The following is a 20,910-nucleotide window of genomic DNA, read 5'->3' on the forward strand; positions in this document are numbered from 1 at the left end:
TCCACCTCCACGCTCACGCAGCCCCGCCCAGGTGGGAAGAACCCGCACCGGACCCTACGGTTCCCATGGGATCGCTTAGCTGATTAGAGACGCTGCTCCGACGAGGACGGCACCACCGAGCCGGTCGTGGACATCTGGGCCGTCGAACTGCAGGGCTTCCGCGTGACCGCGACACCGTCCGGCGAGTCCGCCGACTGACCAGAGCAGGGTTCCTCTCCCGGCTCTGGTGGCCTGTACGGCGATCACCGTGCCGACGAGGAAGTGATCACCGAGCCGGTGCGCATGCCCGACTCGAAGTGGGTCGGGTCGGTGATTAGCGAGCCGAGCAGGGCCACTCCGATCGCGCTGCCCACCTGGGCGGCGGCGTTGGGCACTCCCGAGGCCCTGCCCGAGCGGTCCGGCGGTGAGCAGGGCGAGGAATCCGGCCGCGCCGATCAGCAGGCCCAGGGACATGGGCACCCGGGGACCGGCGCGGGCGGTCAGCCGTCCGCCGAGGGCCGAGGCGAGGCCCGCCATCGCGGTCTGCGGCAGGATGGCGAGCCCGGCCCACAGCACCGCGCGTGGCGGTCCTGCTCACGGAAGCGGAGTCCCGGTGAAGGTCACCGAGGTTCCCGTACGACCGCCACGTCGCCCGGCGCGACCGTGACCGTGCCTGATGTCTCCTTGCCGGTCAGAAGCTCCGACGAGCCCGGTGCCACGGGGAGTTCGGCGCCCTGGCCGGCGTGGTCGATGACGAACAGGTAGTCCGCCTCCGGGCCGCGCCGGCGGACCACCTCCACGCCGGGCGGGGCCGTACGCACCGGCTCCACGCCCGCCTCGCCCCGGACGCGGTCCAGCAGCGCGGTCAGGGTGCCCGGGTCCGGGAGCGTGGCCAGGTACCAGGCGGCGCCCGTGCCGTGCGGGCGGCGGGTCACCGCGGGGACGCCGGACAGGGGGCCGTCGGCGTACGACGCGACCGCCTCGGCGCCCTCCAGCCGCAGCCGCTCCGACCACAGCGTGCCCGCCGCCCCGTCCGGCACCGCACCGGAGAGCGCGACCTGCTCGCCGGGCAGCAGCGGGAACGGTTCGTCCGAGCGGACGCCGAGCACCTCGCGGAACGCGCCCGGGTAACCGCCCAGCCGCACATGGCTGTTCTCGTCCACGGCCCCGCTGTGGAAGCCCATGGCGAGGGTGCCGCCGCGCTCGGCGAACGACGACAGGTTCGCCGCTCCCTCGTCGTCGACCAGGTAGAGGTTCGGGACCAGCACCAGGCGGTACGCGGACAGGTCGGCCTGCGGCCGTACGAAGTCCACGGCCACGCCCGCCCGCCACAGCGGCTCGTACCAGGACCGGACCAGGTCCGCGTAGCGCAGTTCGCCGCTGGGCTGCGAGGGCAGTTCGAGGGCCCAGCGGGCGTCCCAGTCCCAGACGATCGCCACCTCGGCCGGACTCGTGCTGCCCCGGACCTCCGACAACGCTCGCAGATCCGCGCCCAGCTGGACCACGTCCCGCCAGATCCGGCTGTCGGTGCCCGCGTGCGGCACCATCGCCGAGTGCCACTGCTCGGCACCCGCCTTCGACTGCCGCCACTGGAAGTACGCGATGCCGTCCGCGCCGCGCGCCACGTGAGCGAGGGCGTTACGACGCAATTCACCAGGCTTCTTCGCCCGGTTGACGGGCTGCCAGTTCACCGCGCCGGTGGAGTGCTCCATCAGCAGCCACGGGCCGCCCGCGAGGGAACGGGTCAGGTCGCCGCTGAGCGCGATGTCGATCTCCGACTCGGGGTCCGTGGACATCAGGTAGTGGTCGTTGGAGACGATGTCCAGCTCCGGCGCCCAGCGCCAGTAGTTGAGCGCGTCGAAGTTGAACATCACCATGAAGTTGGTGGTGGCCGGGATGGACGGCGCCGCCGCCCGCAGTACGTCCCGTTCCGCCGTGCACAGCGACAGCAGCTCCTCGGAGCAGAACCGGCGCCAGTCCAGCTGGTGCGTCGGGTTGGGTACGGCGCCGGTGGCGCGCGGCGGCAGGATCTCCTCCCAGTCGTAGTACCACTGGCTCCAGAACCGTGTCCCCCAGGCGTCGTTGAGCGCCGCCAGGTCGTCGCCGTAGCGGGCCCGGAGCCAGCGCCGGAAGGATGCCGCGCTGGTGTCGCAGTAGCAGGCCGCGTTGTGGCAGCCGTACTCGTTGTGCACGTGCCACATGCGCACGGCCGGGTGGTCCGCGTACCGCTCGGCGAGCGCGCCCGCTATCCGCAGGGCGGCCTCGCGGTAGGCGGGCGCGGACGGGCAGAAGGTCTGCCGGCTGCCGTAGGAGAGGGCGCGGCCGTCACGGTCGACAGGCAGCGCCTCCGGGTGGGCGCGGAAGAACCACGCCGGAGGCGCCGCCGTGGGCGTGGCCAGGTCGGCGGCGATGCCGTTCTCGTGCAGCAGGCCGAGGACCTTGTCCAGCCGCGAGAAGTCGTACACGCCCTCGGCCGGCTCCAGCAGCGCCCAGGAGAAGATGCCGACGCTGACCAGGTTCACCCCGGCCTCGCGCATCAGGCGCATGTCCTCGGCCCACACCTCCTCGGGCCACTGCTCGGGGTTGTAGTCGCCGCCGTAGGCGAGGCCGGGGACGGACAGGGTGCGCTTCACTGTGTTTTCTTCGTTCCCTTTCACGTGCAAGCGTCTCAGCCCTTGTTGGAGCCCAGGGTCAGGCCGCTGACGAACTGACGCTGGAGCGCGAAGTACACGACCAGGGTCGGGATCGCGGTCAGCAGGGAGCCCGCGGCGACCAGGTTGGGGTCGGTGAAGTACTGGCCGGAGAGGTTGTTCAGGGCCGAGGTGATCGGCATGTTCTGTCCGGTCGAGATCAGCACCAGCGCCCAGAAGAAATCGTTGTAGATCCAGATGGACAGCAGGGTCGCCAGGGCCGCCATCGCCGGCTTGCACAGCGGCAGGGTGATCTGCCAGTACAGCCGCCACACCGAGGCGCCGTCGACCAGCGCGGCCTCCGTCAGCTCGTGCGGCAGCGAGCGCATGTAGTTGCTCAGCACGAACGCGCAGAACCCGGACTGGAACGCCACGTGGATGAGGACCAGGCCGAGCGCGGAGTCGTACAGCTTGCCGCTCTGCGTGATGCCCGGCAGGTTCGTCAGCAGGTACAGCCGGTACAGCGGGGTGATGATGACCTGCTGCGGCAGCAGGTTGCCGGCCGTGAACACCAGCAGCAGGGCCAGATTGAGCCGGAAGTCGAACCGGGCGACGTAGAACGCCACGCAGGAGGACAGGAACAGCGTCAGCAGCACGGCCGGGATCGCGATGACCAGTGTGTTGCCGAAGTAGTGCAGCATGTCCGACTGCTGATACGCGTTCGTGAAGTTCTCGAACGTCAGCTTGTCCGGCCAGGAGACGTAACCCTTGGCGCTGGTCTCGCTGTACGGCCGCATGGCCGAGAAGATCGCCCACAGCAGCGGCGCCAGCCACGCCAGCGCCGTACCGGCGAGGAAGACGTGCAGCAGGACCCGGGCCGGGCGGATCGGGGCGCGCCGCTTCAGCGGCAGAGAGGTGCTGCTCATGCGCGCCGCTCCTTCCGGAAGGTGGCGATCAGATACGGGATGATCACCGCGAGGGAGATCACCAGCAGGACGACGGCGATGGCGGAGCCGTAACCGATGCGGCTGGACTCGCCGATGATGTTGTTGGTGACCAGGATCGACAGCAACTCGGTGCCCTGGGCGCCCTTGTTGAAGACGAAGACCAGGTCGAAGGCGCGCAGCGCCTCGATGATCGTGACGACCAGCACGACGGTGTTGGTCGGGCGCAGGGTCGGGAAGATGACGCTCTTGAACGTCTGCCACTCGTTGGCGCCGTCCAGCGCGGAGGCCTCCCTGAGCGACGGGTCGACACTCTTCAGACCGGCCAGGTACAGGATCATCATGTAGCCGGTGTGCCGCCAGGAAGCGGCAATGAGGACCGCCCACAGGTTGAGGTGGGGGTCGCCGATCCAGTCGATGTAGTGGCCCGGCTTGTTGGCCCCGATGATGCTGTTGATCAGGCCGGTGTCCGGGTTGTAGACCAGCTGCCAGACGAAGCCGATGCAGGCCATCGAGATGACGACCGGCAGGAAGAACGCGGTCTGGTAGACCCGGCTGAAACGGATCCGCTTGTCCAGCTGCACGGCCAGGAACAGGCCGAACGGCGTCGGGATCAGGATCAGTACGACGAACCAGATGACGTTGTGCTGGACGGCGGGCCAGAACTGCGGGTTGTCGTTGAAGAGTTGCTTGAAGTTGTCCAGGCCCACCCACTTGATCGAGTCGAACCCGATGCCGTCCCAGGTGGTGAAGGCGAGGAAGATCGAGGCGATGGCCGTGACCCACACCAGGAGCACGTGCAGGATCGTCGGCACGCCCGCCATCAGGGCGAGCGTGAACCGGTCACGGTGGGTCAGCAGGCGCCGGTGGCCGTGCGTGGCCCGCGTGCGCGCGGGCGAGGCGCCCGGAGGCGGCACGGCGGCCGCCTCCGGGGACTTCGTGGTCGTATCGGTCGTCATCGGGCCGCTCACTGGGACGCGAAGATGGTCTTCTTCTGGCGCTCGATGGAGGACAGCAGGCTGTCCACGCCCTTGGGGTTCTGCAGGAACTTCTGCAGGCCGGGCTGCATCACCGTGGAGGTGAAGTCGGGCCGGGAGTCGCGGTCCATGAACTGGGTGAGCGTCTTGGCGTTGCCGATCATGTCGAACGCCTTCTTCTGCAGCGCCGAGTAGGCGGAGGTGCTCGCCTTGCTGGAGGCGGCGACCACGCTCGGGTCGGTCTTGAGGTACGTCTCCTCGGCCGCCGGGGTGCCCAGGTACTCCAGCAGCTTCACCACGCCGTCGTGGTTCTTCGGGGACTTGCTCACCATGAAGCCGTCGGTCGGCGCCTCGACCGTGTCCTGGCCGTACGCGGAGTTGAGCACCGGGAAGGGGAAGAAGTCGAGGTCGTCCAGGTCGGCCTTGTTGGTGAACTGCTGGGCCACGAAGGAGCCGAGGAGGTACATGCCGGCCTTCTTCGCCACCAGCGTCTGCGCGGCGTCCTGCCAGGTACGGCCCATGAAGCCGTCCTGGTGGTAGGGGAGGATCTCGCTCCAGTGGTCGAAGACGGCCTTCACCTTGGCGTCGGTCCAGGAGGCCTTGCCCGCCATCAACTGGACGTGGAAGTCATAGCCGTTGAGGCGGAAGTTGATCTGGTCGAAGGTGCCCATCGCCGGCCAGGCGTCCTTGTCGCCGAAGGCGATCGGGACCAGCCCGTCCTTCTTCATCTGCTTGCACAGGGCGACGAAGTCGTCCCAGGTGGTCGGGACCTTGTAGCCGTGCTGCTGGAAGACGCTCTTGCGGTAGAAGATGGCCCAGGGGTACGTCGTCAGCGGCACGAAGTAGTACTTGCCGTCCTCGCCCTTGCTGAGCTTCTTCATCGCGTCCGGGAAGTTGTCCCCGATCTTCGCCCACACGTCGTCGATCGGCGAGGCCAGACCCTTCGCCGCGAAGAACTGCATGCGGTACCCGGCGAACCAGTTGAACACGTCGTCAGGCGTGCCCTGCAGATACGAGTTGATCTGCTCCTGGAAGGTGTTGTGGTCCTTCGTGTTCACATCGACCGTGATGCCGGACTGCTTCTTGAAGTCGGCGTACACGGCTTCGAAGGCCTTCTTCGGCACGGCGTCCGAGGCGTTGGAGCCGAGGGTGACGGTCTTCGGGTCCGAGGCGGAACCGCTGCCTCCGCAGGCGGACAGCAGGGGTATGCCGGCACCGGCGAGCAGGGCGGCACTGCCTGCACCGCGCAGGACCGAACGACGGCTGGGACCCGGGACGGAGAGACCGGAGGGGGAGAGGCGCATGGCGGCTCCTGAGGGATACAGGGCTCGGTCAAGGGGATGAGTTGATCCACCGAAAGGTTCTCGAAACCGATCAGAAACCAACTCGACCGAACATCGTGGGCGTAATAACAGCCCCATGTCCGCTCATGAGTCAATAGGTCGGCCCCTCCTGGGCTGTCTCTTGCCCGAAACGTAATCGTCATCGTTACCTGCGTGTTCACCGGGGCGCGGAGCCGACAGCCCCCACGGCACGGGCGGCCATGGGGGCTGTGTGAACACGGGTGGTTCCGCTTCGGGTGCTGACCAGCGGTTCAGGCACGGACCAGGAGTTGGAAGTCGAAGGCGTACCGCGACGCCCGGTACACATGGCTGCCGTACTCCACCGGGCGGCCCGTGACGTCGTACGCGGTGCGCCGCATGGTGAGCAGGGCCGCACCCTCCTTCTCGTCCAGCAGGGCACCCTCCTCGGCCGTCGCGCTGCGGGCCCCGATGGACTGGCGGGCGCTGTGCAGGAAGATTCCCGCGGACCGCATCATGCGGTACAGGCCCGTCGATTCCAGCTGCTGGGTGGGGAGTTCGAGGAGTGAGGCCGGCAGGTAGTTGCACAGGAACGCCACCGGTTGGCCGTGGGCGCAGCGCAGCCGCTCCAGCACGGTGACCTCGGCGCCCTCCGCGATCCCGAGCGCGGCGGCCACCTCCGCGCTCGCCGGCACCCGTTCGTTGCGCAGCACCCGGGTGGTCGGGCCCTGGCCGGCCGACTCCAGGTCGTCGTAGAGGCTGCTGAGCTCCAGCGGCCGTCTGACCTTGCTGTGCACGACCTGCGTGCCCACCCCGCGGCGGCGCACCAGCAGTCCCTTGTCGACCAGGGACTGGATCGCCTGGCGCACGGTGGGCCGGGACAGGCCGAGGCGCACGGACAGGCCGACCTCGTTGCCCAGGAGGTTGCCCGGTGCCAGCGTGCCGTGTTCGATGGCCGCCTCCAACTGCTGGGCGAGCTGGTAGTACAGCGGCACCGGGCTCGTGCGGTCCAGGGCGAAGCTGAGGGAGTCGACCGCGCGATCACCCGGTGCCGTTCGCTGCGGGGTGCGGTGTACTGGGCTCATGCCTCCCAGGTGTAGGTCCCGGAAGCCGAGAGTGTCAATGGTTTGTACTTACATTCGAACCTGCTTGTGAAATGATGTCTTAACAAAGTATTGACAGCAGGCGCCCCAGGGACTTGGATCGCGTCCCAACGCAACAGCGTCCCTTCCCCCGTCGCACGCACAGTGAGGTGCAGGAAAGATGGACCGCTCTTCCCCCTCCCGCTCCCGGAGGCTGGCCCCGGTCGTGGCGGTCGCCGCCGCGGCGGCCCTGACCCTCGCCGGCTGCGCCAGCAGCCACGGCGGCAAGAAGGCCGAGGAGGCGGCCCAGAACGCCTCGGCGGGCAAGGCCAACACCCCGCGCATGACCGTCGCACTGGTCACGCACCAGGCGCCCGGCGACACCTTCTGGGACACCGTCCGCAAGGGCGCCGAGGCCGCCGCCGCAAAGGACAACGTCAAGCTCGTCTACTCCGCCGACCCCAACGCCGGCAACCAGGCGAACCTGGTGCAGAACGCCGTCGACCAGAAGGTCGACGGCATCGCGGTCACCCTGGCCAAGCCGGACGCGATGAAGAGCGTCATCGGCAAGGCGGAGCAGTCCGGCATACCCGTCGTGGGCCTGAACTCGGGTCTGAGCGACTGGAGGAAGCTCGGACTGCTGGAGTTCTTCGGGCAGGACGAGAGCGTGGCGGGCGAGGCGTTCGGCGACAAGCTGAACACCACCGGCGCCAAGAAGATCGTCTGTGTGATCCAGGAGCAGGGCAACGTGGGCCTCACCCAGCGCTGTGACGGGGTGAAGAAGACGTTCAAGGGCACCACTGACACGCTGTATGTGAACGGCACCGACATGCCGTCCGTGAAGTCGACCATCACGGCCAAGCTGAAGCAGGACAGCTCCATCGACACGGTCGTCACCCTCGGCGCCCCCTTCGCCCTCACGGCGGTGCAGTCGGTGGGCGACGCGGGCAGCAAGGCGAAGGTGGCCACCTTCGACCTGAACAAAGACCTGGTGAAGGCCGTCCAGAACGGCTCGATCGAGTTCGCCGTCGACCAGCAGCCCTATCTGCAGGGGTACCTGGCGGTCGACGCGCTGTGGCTCTACAAGAACAACGGCAACTACAGCGGCGGCGGGGTCCAGCCGGTTCTGACCGGACCGGCCTTCGTCGACAAGTCCAACGTCGACAAGGTCGCCGAGTTCGCCGCGAAGGGGACCCGGTGATGAGCATGGCCCAGCAGGCTGAACCGGCCCTCGGCAGGCCGCCGGCGTCCGGCCCCGAGCGGACCGACGGCCGCACCGCGCGCCGCCCGCTGGCGCTGCGGCTGCTGGCCCGCCCCGAGGTGGGTGTCTTCCTCGGCGCCGCCGCCGTACTGGTCTTCTTCCTGATCGTCGCGCCCACGGTCCGCCAGGGCAGCTCGATGGCGACCATCCTGTACCAGTCCTCGACCATCGGGATCATGGCCTTGCCGGTGGCCCTGCTGATGATCGGCGGCGAGTTCGACCTCTCCGCGGGCGTCGCCGTGATCACCTCCGCGCTCACCGCGAGCATGCTCAGCTACCAGCTGACCCTGAACGTGTGGACCGGCGTGATCGTCGCCCTGGTCGTCTCGCTCGCGATCGGGTTCTTCAACGGCTGGATGGTGGTCAGGACCGGCCTGCCCAGCTTCCTGATCACCCTGGGTACCTTCCTGATCCTGCAGGGCGTGAACCTGGCCGTGACCAAGCTGGTCACCGGCAACGTCGCCACCGACGACATCAGCGACATGGACGGATTCGACCAGGCGAGGAAGGTCTTCGCCTCGTCCTTCGACGTCGGCGGGGTCCAGGTGAAGATCACCGTGGTGTGGTGGCTGGTCTTCGCCGCGATCGCGACGTGGGTGCTGCTGCGCACCAGGTACGGCAACTGGATCTTCGCGGTCGGCGGCAACAAGGAGAGCGCCCGGGCGGTCGGTGTCCCGGTGGCCTTCACCAAGATCTCGCTGTTCATGCTGGTCGGGTTCGGCGCCTGGTTCATCGGCATGCACCAGCTGTTCTCCTTCAACACCGTGCAGTCCGGTGAGGGGGTCGGCCAGGAGCTGATCTACATCGCCGCGGCCGTCATCGGCGGCTGTCTGCTCACCGGTGGCGCCGGCTCGGCGATCGGCCCGGTCTTCGGGGCGTTCATGTTCGGCATGGTCAACCAGGGCATCGTCTACGCCGGCTGGAACCCCGACTGGTTCAAGGCCTTCCTCGGCGTGATGCTGCTCGGCGCCGTCCTGATCAATCTGTGGGTCCAGCGCACGGCGACCCGGAGGTAACCGATGACTGACAACACATCCGGAACCCACGGCGCGATCGTCCAGGACAAGGTGCCCCAGCAGGACGGGTTGCTGGTCGAACTGCGCAAGGCCGGCAAGTCCTACGGCAACATCCGCGCCCTGCACGGCGTCGACCTGAAGGTGCACGCCGGCCAGGTGACGTGTGTGCTGGGTGACAACGGCGCGGGCAAGTCCACCCTCATCAAGATCATCTCGGGTCTGCACCAGCACACCGAGGGCGAGTTCCTCGTCGACGGCCGCCCGGTGCGCTTCTCCAGCCCGCGCGAGGCATTGGACAAGGGCATCGCTGCGGTCTACCAGGACCTGGCCACGGTCCCGTTGATGCCGGTGTGGCGCAACTTTTTCCTCGGCTCGGAGATGACCAAGGGCCCCTGGCCGGTCCGGCGCCTGGACATCGCGACGATGAAGAAGACCGCGGACGAGGAACTGCGCAACATGGGCATTGTCCTGGACGACCTGGAACAGCCCATCGGCACCCTCTCCGGCGGCCAGCGCCAGTGCGTCGCCATCGCCCGCGCCGTCCACTTCGGCGCTCGCGTCCTGATCCTGGACGAGCCCACCGCCGCCCTCGGCGTCAAGCAGTCCGGCGTGGTGCTGAAGTACATCGCCGCCGCCCGCGACCGCGGCCTCGGCGTCATCTTCATCACCCACAACCCCCACCACGCCTACATGGTCGGCGACCACTTCAGCGTGCTGCGCCTCGGCACCCTGGAGCTGTCCGCCTCCCGCACCGAGGTCAGCCTGGAAGAGCTGACCAACCACATGGCCGGCGGCGCCGAACTCGCCGCTCTCAAACACGAACTGGCCCAGGTACGCGGCGTCGACACCGACGAACTGCCCGAAGAGGAAGACCTCACCGCACCCGTCGCGCCCTCTGCGGAAGGAACCCTCTGACCATGGCCACCCCCACCCCGCTGGACCGTGTCCGGGTCGGCTCGGCCCCCGACTCCTGGGGAGTCTGGTTCCCCGACGACCCACGGCAGGTGCCCTGGGAACGCTTCCTGGACGAGGTGTCCGAGGCCGGCTACGAGTGGATCGAACTCGGCCCCTACGGCTACCTCCCCACCGACCCCGGGCGGCTCAGGGACGAGGTGGACCGGCGGAACCTGAAGGTCTCCGCGGGCACGGTCTTCACCGGCATGCACCGCGGCCCGTCCGTCTGGGCGGAGACCTGGGCGCACGTCAGCCAGGTCGCCGCGCTCACCCAGGCGATGGGCGCGCGGCACCTGGTGGTCATCCCGTCCTTCTGGCGGGACGACAAGACCGCCGAGATCCTGGAGCCGCCGGAGCTGACCGCCGAGCAGTGGGCGCACCTGACCAAGGGCATGGAGCGGCTCGGCCACGAGGTCAAGGAGACGTACGGCCTGGACATCGTGGTCCACCCGCACGCCGACACCCACATCGACACCGAGGACCACGTCGAGCGCTTCCTGGACTCCACCGACACCGAGCTGGTCAACCTCTGCCTGGACACCGGGCACTACGCCTACTGCGGTGGGGACAGCGTCAAGCTCATCGAGACCTACGGCGAGCGCATCGGCTATCTGCATCTCAAGCAGGTCGACCCGGACATCCTCGCCGAGGTGATCGCCGGCGAGGTGCCGTTCGGGCCGGCCGTGCAGCGCGGGGTGATGTGCGAACCGCCGTCCGGTGTACCGGAGTTGGGGCCTGTCCTGCAGGCCGCGCAGGGGCTGGGTGTGGAGCTGTTCGCGATCGTCGAGCAGGACATGTATCCGTGCGAGCCGGACAGGCCCCTGCCGATCGCGGTGCGGACGCGGCGGTTCCTGCGGTCCTGCGGGGCCTGAGCCGGATCCTTGCCTTGGACACCGGGCTCCCGTCGCGGGGCCCGGTTCCTCAGTAACGGCAACGGATTCGGCCTGAACCCGGCCGGGAACAACCGGGGGCACGCGGCCGTTGTCGGGACGACGGGGGATGCCCGCGGAGACGGGAGGACGAGATGACGAAGGCCAGTGAACCCCGGGAGATCGCGCAGGACACCACCGACGCGGCGGTGCTCCGCCGCACCCGCTTCGGCTCGCTGCCCGAGCGGATACGCCCGGAGGACACGGTCGAGACCAAGCCGGCCACGGTGCCGGACCCGGCGCGGGACACGTACAACCCGGACGAGTGGCTGATCCGCTACTGCGGCTGAGACACGGATACGGCGCCGGGCGTATGCCCGGCGCCGTCCGCTTGCCTCACGCCCGGCGCACCTCGGCGATCGTCACCGGCCGGTGCTCGTGCAGCGACAGGGTGCAGGCCTCCGCGATCCAGCCCGCCTCCAGGGCGTCCTCGACGGTGCAGGGGGAGGGGCGGGTGCCCGCCACGACCTCGGTGAACGCGGTCAGTTCGGCGCGGTAGGCGTCGGTGAACCGGTCCATGAAGAAGTCGTGCGGGGTGCCGGACGGGAAGGTCACGCCGGGTTCGACCGAGCGCAGCGGGAGCTTGTCGTCCAGGCCGACGGCGATGGAGTCGGCGAAGCCGTGGAGCTCCATGCGGACGTCGTAACCCCGGGCGTTGTGACGGGAGTTGGAGACCACCGCGATGGTGCCGTCGTCCAGGGTGAGGATGGCGCCGGTGGTGTCCACGTCGCCCGCCGCCGCGATGTAGTCGGCGCCCCGGTTGCCGCCGACCGCGTACACCTCGGTGACCTCGCGGCCCGTCACCCAGCGGATGATGTCGAAGTCGTGCACGGAACAGTCCCTGAAGATGCCACCGGACGCGGCGATGTACGCGGCAGGCGGCGGCGCCGGGTCCAGGGTCGTGGAGCGGACCGTGTGCAGCTTGCCCAGCTTGCCCGCCCGTACGGCGGCGCGCGCGGCGGTGAAGCCCGCGTCGAAGCGGCGGTTGTAGCCGATCTGGATCGGCACGTCGCTGCCGCGCACGGCCTTCAGCACCTCGACGCCCTCGCTGATCGTCTTCGCGACGGGCTTTTCGCAGAAGACGGGGACTCCGGCCTGGACGCCGGCCAGGATCAGGGCGGGGTGGGCGTCGGTCGCGGCCGCCACCACGATGCCGTCCACGCCCGCGGCCAGCAGCGCCTCCGGCGAGTCCACGACCTCGGCGCCGAACCGCTCGGCGGCGGCCTTGGCGGCGTCCGCGAACGGGTCGGTGACGACGAGCGACTCGACGGCGTCCAGTCCGGAGAGGGTCTCGGCGTGGAAGGCGCCGATGCGGCCGAGGCCGAGGATTCCGATGCGCATGAGGATGAGGCTCCTTGCAGTTCTTACGGGGGACGAGCGGAGAGGGAGGTTCGGACGAGCGGAGAGGGAGGCTCAGTCGAGGCCGCCGAGGACGTTCTGGTCCCAGTCGATCACCGACCCCGTGACCACCCCCGACCGATCGGACAGCAGGAAGACCACGAAATCGGCGATCTCCTCCGGTTGGCCCAGCTTGCCCATCGGCAGCTTCGCCGCGGCCTGCTCGCGCCAGTCGTCGCCGGCGCCGTGGAAGGCGCGCTGGGTGGCGTCCTCGCCCTCCGTCGCCGTCCAGCCGATGTTCAGGCCGTTGATCCGGATCCGGTCCCAGGGGTGGGCGTGCGCCGCGTTGCGGGTCAGGCCCACGAGGCCCGCCTTGGCGGCCACGTACGGCGCGAGGAACGGCTGACCGCCGTGCGCCGACGAGGTGATGATGTTGACGATCGTGCCGGGCGTCTTGCGGGCCACCATGTCGGCGACCGCCGCCTGCATCGCGAAGAACGGCCCCTTGAGGTTGATCGCGATGTGCGCGTCGAACAGCTCCGGGGTCGTGTCCAGCAGCGTGCCCCGGGAGGTCAGCCCGGCGGAGTTCACCAGGCGGTCGATGCGGCCGTAGGCGTCCACCACCCCGGCGACCGCCGCCCTGGCCTGCTCGGCGTCCGCCGGATCGGCGCACGAACATCGACTCGCCCCCGGCCGAGGCCAGCTCGGCGACCAGCGCCTCACCCGGCTGGGTACGGCGGCCGGTGACGGCCACGACGGCGCCCTCCCGGACGGCCGCCCGCGCGATCGCGGCACCGACCCCCTGGCCGCCGTCGTTGACCAGGAGGATCCTCTCCCGGAGAAGTCCGCCGGGAAGTCCCATGACCTGCCTGACCTTCCTCAGCTCTCGCGTCGTTCGGCAGCGGCCCGCAGCGCCGCACGGAGCCTCTCCGGGGCCCACCCCTCGTGGACCGCCCGCCGCAGCACGTCCGCCTGCGCCGGCGGGGCCAGACCGTCGACCGGCGGGTCGCTGTCCAGGTTGGTCGGGAAGGGATAGCCCTCGGCGCTCGCCGCGATCACGTTCTCCAGCCACTCCTCGTCGGCCCCCTCGGCCGCGCGCCGCAGCAGCACCGGGAACACCGCGTTCGCCACCGCCTCGCGGTCCACCGTCTCCATCGCGCGCCCGAAGGCGGAGGACACCTGGAGCAGATTGGCCGTGCGCCGCACGTCCGCCGTGCGGTTGGTGCCGGCGGCGTGGAAGAGCGCCGGATTGAAGAAGGCCGCGTCGCCCTTGGCGAGCGGGAGTTGGACATGGTGGCCCTCGAAGTACGCCCGGAACGCGGGGAGTCGCCAGGCCAGATAGCCCGGCTCGTACCGCTGGGAGTACGGCAGATAGAGCGTCGGGCCCGATTCCACCGGCATGTCGCAGTGGGCGACCGCGCCCTGGAGCGTGAGCACCGGGGAGAGCCGGTGCACATGGGCCGGATACGCGGCCGCGGCCGCGTTGCTCAGGAAGCCGAGGTGGTAGTCCCGGTGCGCGGTCTGCCCCGCGCCGCCCGGGTTGACCACGTTGACCTGCGAGGTCACTTGGTAGCCGGGGCCCAGCCAGGCCGAGCAGAACAGGGCAAGGACGTCGTTCGCGTAGTAGTCGGCGAATGCCTCAGGGTCGTACAGGGCCGTCTTCTCCAGCGCGTTCCACACCCGGTCGTTGGCACCCGGCTGCGCGAAGTGGTCGCCGGCGGTGGCACCGGAGGCCCGCTGTTCCGCGATCAGCGCCTCGAACACGGCCGTGACCCGGTCGACGACCGCCGGGTCGGGGCAGGCACCCTGGACGACGACGATGCCGGGGCCGTCGGCGAACGCCCGCACCAGTTCGGCGCGCAGTTCGTCCCGGTCCTCGGTGGCGCGCAGCCGCTCACCCTCGTACACCAGGACGTTCTCCGCGACCGAGGCGGCGTGCGGGTAGTCCGCGAGGCGGGTCGTCCGGTCGACCAGGGCGCGGAAGGCGTCCAGGTCGCAGTCCTGCTCGGACAGCCAGGCACGGCCTGGCACGGAGGCGACGGACATCGGTGTCCTACCTTTCGGTCATGGCCTTGCGGCTCGGTCCTGGCCCGGCGGCCTCGGCCCGCGGCCTCGGGCCGTCGATCACGGCCCTCGATCACGGCTTTCGGTCAGGGCGACGACGCGGTCCTGTCATTCTTGTCATGACAAACCCCTCGAACAACCAGCAGCCAGCCATCAAAAACCCCTCAAGGAGTCGGCCCATGGGTCACCCGTTCCCGATCCGGGAGATCGCACGTCAGGCGGGTCTGAGCGAGGCCACGGTGGACCGTGTGCTCAACGGCAGGGGAGGGGTGCGCGAGAGCACCGCGCAGGAGGTGCGCCGGGCGATTGCCGACCTCGACCGTCAGCGCACCCAGGTGCGGCTGGTCGGCCGTACCTTCATGGTCGACATCGTGGTGCAGGCGCCCGAGCGGTTCAGCACCGCCGTACGTGCCGCCCTGGAGGCCGAACTGCCGTCCCTGCACCCGGCCGTGGTGCGCTCGCGCTTCCACTTCCGTGAGACCGGCCCGGCCGCCGAGCAGGTCAGGACGCTGGACCGGATCGCCCGGCGCGGCTCCCAGGGCGTGATCCTCAAGGCGCCGGACGTCCCCGAGGTCACCGCCGCCGTGGGCCGGCTCACCGCGGCCGGCATCCCGGTCGTCACCCTGGTCACCGACCTGCCCGCCAGCGGCCGGATCGGCTACGTCGGCAGCGACAACCGGGCCGCGGGCGCCACCGCCGCCTATCTGACGGGCCAGTGGCTCGGCGACCGGCCCGGCCATGTCCTCACCAGCCTGAGCAGCGGCTTCTTCCGCAACGAGGAGGAGCGCGAGATGGGGTTCCGCAGCGTGATGCGGGCCCGGCATCCCGAGCGCACCCTGGTGGAGATCGCCGAGGGGCAGGGCCTGGACGCCACCCAGTACGACCTGGTCCGCGCCGCCCTGGAACGGGACCCGGAGATCCGGGCCGTGTACTCCATCGGCGGCGGCAACGACGCCACCCTGCGCGCCTTCGCCGACCTCGGCCGCGCCTGCGCGGTGTTCATCGCCCACGACCTCGACCACGACAACACCCGGCTGCTGCGTGAGCACAAGCTGTCCGCCGTGCTCCACCACGACCTGCGCCAGGACATGCGGGAGGCCTGCCACCTCGTGATGCGGGCGCACGGCGCACTGCCCCCGGCCGGCCCGGCGCTCCCGTCCGCGATCCAGGTCGTCACGCCGTACAACATGCCCGCGCCGAGGGCCGAGTGAAGGGGATGATCCGGTGACCCGCACCGAGCACACGGAGATCGAGGGCACACTCATGGTCGCGACCCTGGTACCGGGCAGCGAGATCGGGCTGCTGGCCCTGCACGGCAGCAACGAAGGGGGTACGGCCGAACTCGCGGACCTGGTGGCGCGCCGCTGCGGCGCCACCAGCCTCGTCTTCACCCAGCCGGGGGTACGGCGGCCCGTGCACATCCCGTCCCCGCGCATGGCGGCCGACCACTGCGCGCTGCTGCGGGAGTTCCTGGACCGGGTCTCCGTCACGGTCTCCCTGCACGGCCACATGCGCCCCGACGCGCCGCACACGATCTTCCTGGGCGGCGGCAACCGGTCCGCGGCCCGCGTCCTCGCCGAGGCGCTCGCCGCCGGGGCCCCGCAGTTCCCGGCCGTCACCGACCTGGCGGCTGTCCCGCGCGCCCTGCGCGGCGTGCATCCCAGGAACCCGGTCAACCTGAGCCGCCTGGGCGGGGTCCAGGTGGAATTGCCGCTCCTGGCCCGCACCAGCGGCGGCAGCGACATCCCGCCGGGGCCGGTGGCCGACGCGCTGACGGCGGGCGTGAAGGAGCTGAGCAGACCAGCGCCCTGAGCTGTCGCGCCCCAAAGGGGCGCGGGGAACCGCGCGGGCAACCACAACGGCGCCGCAGACGCATGACGGCGGATCGCGGCCGCGGCCTCACAGGTTGATCGCGTACGCCTTGCGCAGCGTCTCGTGCACGGTCCACGTCGTACGGTCGCCCGCGCGCAGCACCGCCATGTCGCCCGGCGCCACCGTCAGCGTCGGCCCGTCCTGGACCTCGATCGTCGCCGAACCGCTGATCACGACGAACAGTTCGTCCGCCTCCGTGTCGGTGACCACGCCCGGCGTGATCTGCCAGATCCCGCGGATCTGCCGGCCGTCCGGCGACTCCCAGACCACCTTCCCGGTGACCTCTGGGTCGCCGGAGACGATCTGTTCCGGGTCCAGGGACTCGGGTTCGAGGTCGGCGTCGGGGATGTGGAGCGCGAAGCTGTGCGTCATGCGGCGAGCCTAGCCAGCGCCGAGCCGTGCCGGAGTCGACAGTGTGTGGGGCATCGGGGCTGGTGGGAGGACAGTTCGTCGGTCCGTGCGGACTGGCGGGGCGGCGCGGCCCGGGTGATCGTGGGGAACATGGCTGAGTCCATCGCGGTCGGCACGGCACCGCCCCGGCGGCTCGACACACGCGAGGCCGTCATGTTCGGCGGCGTGTACGGCGCCGTCCTCGCGAGCTCGCTGGTGGCGGCGCTCACCCGGTACGGGCACACGTCGGCGGAGGTCCGTGGCTATGACGCCGCCTGGGTGCTGGTGACCGCACTCGCCTCCGCCCTCGCCCATGGCTACGCCCACTACATCGCCGAGCGCGCCCCGCACCGCCGCTGGGATGTGCTGCGCTCGTTGTGGGAGGAGTGGCCGCTGGTCGTGGCCGTACTGCCCACGGTCTTCCTGCTGGCGGGCGCGTGGTGGCGATGGTGGCCGGCGAAGGGCGTCGAATACGCCGCGTTCGTCCTCAACATCCTGATCCTGTTCGGGCTCGGCCTGCTCACCGCCCGCTGGTCGCGGCATAGTTGGCCGACGGCGGTCCTCATGGGAGCCGGGGACGCGATGCTCGGGCTGATCGTGGTGGTCGCGAACGCGCTCATCAAGTAGGCGGGCCCTGCCGAGGGCGTGCTCAGCGGCCGGTGCGGACCCCGTCCAGCGCGATGGCGAGAACCCGGTCGCGCTGGGCGTCGTCGTCGAACGCCGTGGCCGTGATGCCGGCGACCATCCGCAGCAGGTCGGCGAAGTCCATGTCCGGCCGGGCCACGCCCGCCCGCTGGGCGCGCTCCAGCAGCGGGCCTCCGGCGGCGTACATCGAGTCGCGGCAGGTCTGGAAGATCTCCGACTCGTCGTTCAGCGCCTCGCGCACCGCGCGCTTGGTGACCATGTAGCCGGCGAACCGGTCCAGCCACGCCGTCAGGGCCTCCCACGGCTGAAGGTCCGCGACCTCCACGGCCGCCCGGCACAGGGCGTTGACCTCGTCGGCGTAGACACTCTCGAAGAGGTCGCGGCGGGTGGGGAAGTTCCGGTACAGCGTGCCGATACCGACGCCCGCCCGGCGGGCGATGTCCTCCAGGGAGGCGTCCGAGCCGTGCTCGGCGAACGTCTCGCGGGCGGCGGCGAGCAGGGCGTCGTAGTTGCGGGCGGCGTCCTTTCGATGCGGCCGGCGGGCCGCCACGATCTCGCCGACGGGGAACGGCGTGGCCGTCACTGCTGCCTCCCAGGGGGAATCGATGAACCGGAGGAGTGCATCCGGTTCAGGTTGAACCGGAGGTGTGCCTCCGTTAGAGTGGAGGGGCACCTCCACTTTAGCAGTGCGGGGGCCGACTCCGCCTTGGCAGACGTGCCCGGCAGCGCATGCCCCCTTCTCCCATCCACAGCGCTCCCCCTCGGAGAGGCTCGCTCATGCCCCGCAAGTCCACTCGCCTCACCTTCGCGGTCCTCGCGACCGGTGCGGGCGTGTTCTCCATGCTCCAGTCGCTGATCGCGCCGGCCCTGCCGACCGTCCAGCACGCCCTGCACGCCTCCCAGGCCACCGCGACCTGGGTGATGACCGCCTACCTGCTGTCCGCCTCGGTCTTCACCCCGATCCTCGGCCGGGTCGGCGACCTCGTCGGCAAGAAGCGCACGCTCGTCGGCGTCCTGCTCGCCGTCCTCGCCGGCTGTCTCGTCGCCGCGCTCGCCCCGAACATCGGTGTCCTCATCGTCGCCCGGGTCGTCCAGGGCGTCGGCGGCGCCCTGTTCCCGCTGTCCTTCGGCATCATCCGCGACGAGTTCGCGCCCGGCGAGGTGAGCGGCAGCATCAGCAACCTCTCCGCGGTCATCGCGGCGGGTGGTGGGGTCGGCATCGTGGCCGCCGGGCCGATCGTCTCCGCACTCGACTACCGCTGGCTCTTCTGGATCCCCGTGGCGATCGTGGCCGCGACGGTCCTGATCGCCGTGGCGTACGTCCCCGAGTCGCCCAAGCGGGCCGAGGGGAAGGTCAGTTGGTACGGCGCCACGCTGCTCTCGGCGTGGCTGGTGGCCCTGCTGCTGCCGCTGAGCCAGGCCGGGCAGTGGGGCTGGGGCTCGCCGAAGGTGCTCGGCCTGTTCGCCGCCGCCGTCGTGCTGTTCGCCCTGTGGCTCACGGCCGAGGCCCGCTCCCGCACCCCGCTGATCGACCTGCGCGTGATGCGGCTGCCCGCGGTGTGGACCACCAACGCCGCCGCCCTGCTCTTCGGCGCGGGCATGTACGCCATCTGGTCCTTCCTGCCGGGCTTCGTCCAGACCCCGTCCACGGCGGGTTACGGCTTCGGAGCGAGCGTCACCGCCTCCGGCCTCCTCATGCTCCCGATGCTGCTGGCGATGTTCCTCTCCGGCGTCCTCTCGGGCCGTCTCGAGCCCCGCGTCGGCGCCAAGGCGCTCCTCGCCACGGGTGCCGCCCTCGGTGCGGTGGCCTGTGGTTTCCTCACCCTCTGGCATGACGCCGAGTGGCAGATCGCCGTCGTGGCCGGGCTGTTCGGCCTCGGCATCGGACTGGCCTTCGCTTCCATGGCCAACCTCGTCGTCGGCAGCGTCCCGCCCGAGCAGACCGGCGCCGCGACCGGTATGAACGCCAACATCCGCACCATCGGCGGCTCCATCGGCGCCGCGCTCACCAGCGTCCTCGTCACCGGAAGCCTCCAGCCCTCCGGCCTGCCCTACGCCTCCGGCTACACCCACGGCTGGGCCCTGCTCGCCCTCCTCTGCCTGGCCGCGACCGGCGCCGCCCTCCTCGTCCCGGCCCGCCGCCCGGGCCGTACGACGGCCACCGCCACGTCGGCGACGACACGAGCACCCGCTCAGGTGCGGTAGGGTTGACCTGCGTGATCACACGGGACACCCCGGGTGAGACCGCAACGGGACGTGGCGCAGCTTGGTAGCGCACTTGACTGGGGGTCAAGGGGTCGCAGGTTCAAATCCTGTCGTCCCGACAAGCGGAGACGCAGATCGGCGGCCGTGTCGGAGTGATCCGACACGGCCGCTCGGTCATTCCTGTGTGACGGAGACTCAGCCGGACGCCCCCGCCGGGGTCGTCGTGGTGGTGAAGCCCTCCTTCTTGTTGGCCGCGAGGACGAAGTCATTGGTGAACGTCGTGCCGAGGTTCACCTTCGAGGTCGCGTGGCCCACCAGCTCCTCCGTGGCCAGGACGTTCTTGGGACCGCCGGCCGGCATGATGCCGTCCGGGAGGAACTGCCCCTTGTCCTGGGTCAGGGCCGATACGTAGTCGGCCTTGGTGACCAGCTGGTTCTGCACGAACGACTGCGGCAGCTTGTCGGCGATCTCCGCCGCGCTGTGCTTGTCGATCCAGTGCATGGTGGCCACGAGCGCGTCGACGACCCTCTGCACCGCTTCCTTGTGCGAGTTCACCCAGTCGGTACGGGCGATGACTCCCGCGGCCGGCCAGGCGCCGCCCGTCGCCGTCTTGGCACCCGAGGTGGTGGCGACGTCCACCGCCGAGTAGCCGATGCCCTTCTTCTCGACCGCGGCGACCGTCGGCTGCGTCGTCATCACGCAGGCCACCTTGCCGTTCTGCAGCGCGGCGATGGCGGTGGAGCCCGCGCCCACGCCTATCCGGTGGAAGTCGCTCGTCTTGACGCCCTTCCTGGCGGCCAGGAACTGGGTGAGCGTGTCCGTGCCCGAGCCCAGGTCGGTGACGCCCAGCGTCTTGCCCTTGAAGTCCGCGGCCGAGTGCACTCCGCTCTTGGTGGCGCACATCTCCCGCTCGCCCGGCGCACCGGACAGCTGGACGACGTCCTCCACCGCCTTGCCCTTCACCTGGAAGTCGATCGTGTGGTTGTACCAGGCGCCCGCCATGTCCACCTGCCCCGAGGCCATGGCGTCCTCGGCGCCGGTGCCGCCGTCCTGCTCGGTGCTCAGCACGACATTGACGCCGTACTTCTTGTAGAAGCCGAGGTTCTGGGCGAGTTGGTACGGCAGGTAGATCTGCTTGTCGATGCCGCCGACCATGAGCTTGACGGTCGGGGTGCCGCCGGAGCCGCCCGAACCGGAGCCGGAGGAGCTGCTGGAACACGCGGTGGCCGCGCCGAGGGCGAGCACGGTGACGAGGGAGGCGGTGAGGGTTCTCTTGAACATGGCGGCTCTTTCGTTCTTGGGATGTACCGGGGCTGGGATGCG

The 20,910-nt window shown here is 70.0% G+C and carries 20 protein-coding genes, 1 tRNA gene and 1 pseudogene; 10 read left to right on the top strand and 12 right to left on the bottom strand.

Annotated elements, in window-relative coordinates:
• Window positions 1-75: 75 nt before the first annotated feature.
• From AB0M27_RS38080 to AB0M27_RS38105, 6 genes are all read right to left on the bottom strand, one after another.
• Window positions 76-555 carry a hypothetical protein gene (locus AB0M27_RS38080; protein WP_365729096.1) on the bottom strand — a complete coding sequence of 160 codons (480 nt, stop codon included), beginning with the start codon at window positions 553-555 and terminating at the stop codon, window positions 76-78.
• 44 nt (window positions 556-599) lie between these two features.
• Window positions 600-2,612 carry a beta-galactosidase gene (locus tag AB0M27_RS38085; RefSeq protein ID WP_365729098.1) on the bottom strand — a complete coding sequence of 671 codons (2,013 nt, stop codon included), beginning with the start codon at window positions 2,610-2,612 and terminating at the stop codon, window positions 600-602.
• Between the two features lie 35 nt (window positions 2,613-2,647).
• Window positions 2,648-3,535, bottom strand: coding sequence for a carbohydrate ABC transporter permease (locus AB0M27_RS38090; RefSeq protein ID WP_365729100.1), 888 nt, complete (start codon window positions 3,533-3,535; stop codon window positions 2,648-2,650).
• Window positions 3,532-4,512 (bottom strand): sugar ABC transporter permease, encoded by a 981-nt coding sequence (locus tag AB0M27_RS38095; protein WP_365729103.1) that lies wholly within the window; start codon window positions 4,510-4,512, stop codon window positions 3,532-3,534. The genes AB0M27_RS38090 and AB0M27_RS38095 overlap by 4 nt, the downstream gene beginning before the upstream one ends.
• Before the next feature lie 8 nt (window positions 4,513-4,520).
• Window positions 4,521-5,834 carry an ABC transporter substrate-binding protein gene (locus tag AB0M27_RS38100; RefSeq protein WP_365729104.1) on the bottom strand — a complete coding sequence of 438 codons (1,314 nt, stop codon included), beginning with the start codon at window positions 5,832-5,834 and terminating at the stop codon, window positions 4,521-4,523.
• A 290-nt stretch (window positions 5,835-6,124) separates the two neighbouring features.
• Window positions 6,125-6,916 carry a GntR family transcriptional regulator gene (locus tag AB0M27_RS38105; protein ID WP_365729106.1) on the bottom strand — a complete coding sequence of 264 codons (792 nt, stop codon included), beginning with the start codon at window positions 6,914-6,916 and terminating at the stop codon, window positions 6,125-6,127.
• A gap of 178 nt (window positions 6,917-7,094) precedes the next feature.
• Here AB0M27_RS38105 and AB0M27_RS38110 point away from each other — a divergent pair, with 178 nt between their 5' ends.
• From AB0M27_RS38110 to AB0M27_RS38130, 5 genes are all read left to right on the top strand, one after another.
• Window positions 7,095-8,114, top strand: a complete 1,020-nt coding sequence (locus tag AB0M27_RS38110; protein WP_365729108.1) for a sugar ABC transporter substrate-binding protein — start codon at window positions 7,095-7,097, stop codon at window positions 8,112-8,114.
• Entirely contained in the window at window positions 8,114-9,190 is a 1,077-nt protein-coding gene (locus AB0M27_RS38115; protein ID WP_365729109.1) for an ABC transporter permease, read from the top strand. The genes AB0M27_RS38110 and AB0M27_RS38115 overlap by 1 nt, the downstream gene beginning before the upstream one ends.
• A 3-nt stretch (window positions 9,191-9,193) precedes the next feature.
• Window positions 9,194-10,105 (top strand): ATP-binding cassette domain-containing protein, encoded by a 912-nt coding sequence (locus AB0M27_RS38120; protein WP_365729111.1) that lies wholly within the window; start codon window positions 9,194-9,196, stop codon window positions 10,103-10,105.
• 2 nt (window positions 10,106-10,107) lie between these two features.
• Window positions 10,108-11,016 carry a sugar phosphate isomerase/epimerase gene (locus AB0M27_RS38125; protein ID WP_365729113.1) on the top strand — a complete coding sequence of 303 codons (909 nt, stop codon included), beginning with the start codon at window positions 10,108-10,110 and terminating at the stop codon, window positions 11,014-11,016.
• 152 nt (window positions 11,017-11,168) lie between these two features.
• Window positions 11,169-11,363, top strand: coding sequence for a hypothetical protein (locus AB0M27_RS38130; RefSeq protein WP_365729115.1), 195 nt, complete (start codon window positions 11,169-11,171; stop codon window positions 11,361-11,363).
• Window positions 11,364-11,409: 46 nt separating this feature from the next.
• Here the strand turns inward: AB0M27_RS38130 and AB0M27_RS38135 are convergent, their stop codons facing one another.
• The 3 genes and pseudogenes from AB0M27_RS38135 to AB0M27_RS38145 all read right to left on the bottom strand — a co-directional run bounded on the left by AB0M27_RS38135 (window position 11,410) and on the right by AB0M27_RS38145 (window position 14,457).
• Window positions 11,410-12,414 (bottom strand): Gfo/Idh/MocA family oxidoreductase, encoded by a 1,005-nt coding sequence (locus tag AB0M27_RS38135; protein WP_365729117.1) that lies wholly within the window; start codon window positions 12,412-12,414, stop codon window positions 11,410-11,412.
• 72 nt (window positions 12,415-12,486) lie between these two features.
• A pseudogene (locus AB0M27_RS38140) lies at window positions 12,487-13,273 on the bottom strand (SDR family oxidoreductase).
• Between the two features lie 17 nt (window positions 13,274-13,290).
• Window positions 13,291-14,457 (bottom strand): phytanoyl-CoA dioxygenase family protein, encoded by a 1,167-nt coding sequence (locus AB0M27_RS38145; RefSeq protein WP_365729119.1) that lies wholly within the window; start codon window positions 14,455-14,457, stop codon window positions 13,291-13,293.
• Between the two features lie 197 nt (window positions 14,458-14,654).
• Here AB0M27_RS38145 and AB0M27_RS38150 point away from each other — a divergent pair, with 197 nt between their 5' ends.
• Complete coding sequence (locus AB0M27_RS38150) at window positions 14,655-15,686, top strand: LacI family DNA-binding transcriptional regulator (protein WP_365729120.1); 1,032 nt, start codon at window positions 14,655-14,657, stop codon at window positions 15,684-15,686.
• Between the two features lie 13 nt (window positions 15,687-15,699).
• Window positions 15,700-16,287, top strand: a complete 588-nt coding sequence (locus tag AB0M27_RS38155) for a poly-gamma-glutamate hydrolase family protein (protein WP_365729124.1) — start codon at window positions 15,700-15,702, stop codon at window positions 16,285-16,287.
• Window positions 16,288-16,374: 87 nt separating this feature from the next.
• Here the strand turns inward: AB0M27_RS38155 and AB0M27_RS38160 are convergent, their stop codons facing one another.
• Window positions 16,375-16,719, bottom strand: a complete 345-nt coding sequence (locus AB0M27_RS38160; protein ID WP_365729126.1) for a cupin domain-containing protein — start codon at window positions 16,717-16,719, stop codon at window positions 16,375-16,377.
• 129 nt (window positions 16,720-16,848) lie between these two features.
• Here AB0M27_RS38160 and AB0M27_RS38165 point away from each other — a divergent pair, with 129 nt between their 5' ends.
• A complete protein-coding gene (locus AB0M27_RS38165) occupies window positions 16,849-17,364 on the top strand; it encodes a hypothetical protein (protein ID WP_365729128.1) in 516 nt (171 codons plus the stop codon).
• Between the two features lie 22 nt (window positions 17,365-17,386).
• Here AB0M27_RS38165 and AB0M27_RS38170 read toward each other — a convergent pair whose 3' ends face one another.
• Window positions 17,387-17,965, bottom strand: coding sequence for a helix-turn-helix domain-containing protein (locus AB0M27_RS38170; protein WP_365729130.1), 579 nt, complete (start codon window positions 17,963-17,965; stop codon window positions 17,387-17,389).
• A 194-nt stretch (window positions 17,966-18,159) separates the two neighbouring features.
• Here AB0M27_RS38170 and AB0M27_RS38175 point away from each other — a divergent pair, with 194 nt between their 5' ends.
• On the top strand, window positions 18,160-19,587 hold the full coding sequence (locus AB0M27_RS38175) for an MFS transporter (protein ID WP_365729132.1): 1,428 nt from the start codon (window positions 18,160-18,162) through the stop codon (window positions 19,585-19,587).
• Between the two features lie 45 nt (window positions 19,588-19,632).
• A tRNA-Pro gene (locus tag AB0M27_RS38180) sits at window positions 19,633-19,706 on the top strand.
• A 76-nt stretch (window positions 19,707-19,782) separates the two neighbouring features.
• On the opposite strand, the gene AB0M27_RS38185 is transcribed toward AB0M27_RS38180, so the two are convergent.
• Window positions 19,783-20,868: an ABC transporter substrate-binding protein gene (locus AB0M27_RS38185; RefSeq protein WP_365729134.1), complete on the bottom strand. Its 1,086-nt coding sequence runs from the start codon at window positions 20,866-20,868 to the stop codon at window positions 19,783-19,785.
• Window positions 20,869-20,910 lie beyond the last annotated feature (42 nt).

This window comes from Streptomyces sp. NPDC052107, from assembly GCF_040680215.1.
Lineage (GTDB): Bacteria > Actinomycetota > Actinomycetes > Streptomycetales > Streptomycetaceae > Streptomyces.

Coding starts and splice junctions, on each gene's coding strand:
- AB0M27_RS38090 (WP_365729100.1), bottom strand. CDS start 3,535: ATGAGCAGCACCTCTCTGCCGCTGAAGCGGCGCGCCCCGATCCGCCCG.
- AB0M27_RS38095 (WP_365729103.1), bottom strand. CDS start 4,512: ATGACGACCGATACGACCACGAAGTCCCCGGAGGCGGCCGCCGTGCCG.
- AB0M27_RS38100 (WP_365729104.1), bottom strand. CDS start 5,834: ATGCGCCTCTCCCCCTCCGGTCTCTCCGTCCCGGGTCCCAGCCGTCGT.
- AB0M27_RS38105 (WP_365729106.1), bottom strand. CDS start 6,916: ATGAGCCCAGTACACCGCACCCCGCAGCGAACGGCACCGGGTGATCGC.
- AB0M27_RS38110 (WP_365729108.1), top strand. CDS start 7,095: ATGGACCGCTCTTCCCCCTCCCGCTCCCGGAGGCTGGCCCCGGTCGTG.
- AB0M27_RS38115 (WP_365729109.1), top strand. CDS start 8,114: ATGAGCATGGCCCAGCAGGCTGAACCGGCCCTCGGCAGGCCGCCGGCG.
- AB0M27_RS38120 (WP_365729111.1), top strand. CDS start 9,194: ATGACTGACAACACATCCGGAACCCACGGCGCGATCGTCCAGGACAAG.
- AB0M27_RS38125 (WP_365729113.1), top strand. CDS start 10,108: ATGGCCACCCCCACCCCGCTGGACCGTGTCCGGGTCGGCTCGGCCCCC.
- AB0M27_RS38130 (WP_365729115.1), top strand. CDS start 11,169: ATGACGAAGGCCAGTGAACCCCGGGAGATCGCGCAGGACACCACCGAC.
- AB0M27_RS38135 (WP_365729117.1), bottom strand. CDS start 12,414: ATGCGCATCGGAATCCTCGGCCTCGGCCGCATCGGCGCCTTCCACGCC.
- AB0M27_RS38145 (WP_365729119.1), bottom strand. CDS start 14,457: ATGTCCGTCGCCTCCGTGCCAGGCCGTGCCTGGCTGTCCGAGCAGGAC.
- AB0M27_RS38150 (WP_365729120.1), top strand. CDS start 14,655: ATGGGTCACCCGTTCCCGATCCGGGAGATCGCACGTCAGGCGGGTCTG.
- AB0M27_RS38160 (WP_365729126.1), bottom strand. CDS start 16,719: ATGACGCACAGCTTCGCGCTCCACATCCCCGACGCCGACCTCGAACCC.
- AB0M27_RS38165 (WP_365729128.1), top strand. CDS start 16,849: ATGGCTGAGTCCATCGCGGTCGGCACGGCACCGCCCCGGCGGCTCGAC.
- AB0M27_RS38175 (WP_365729132.1), top strand. CDS start 18,160: ATGCCCCGCAAGTCCACTCGCCTCACCTTCGCGGTCCTCGCGACCGGT.
- AB0M27_RS38185 (WP_365729134.1), bottom strand. CDS start 20,868: ATGTTCAAGAGAACCCTCACCGCCTCCCTCGTCACCGTGCTCGCCCTC.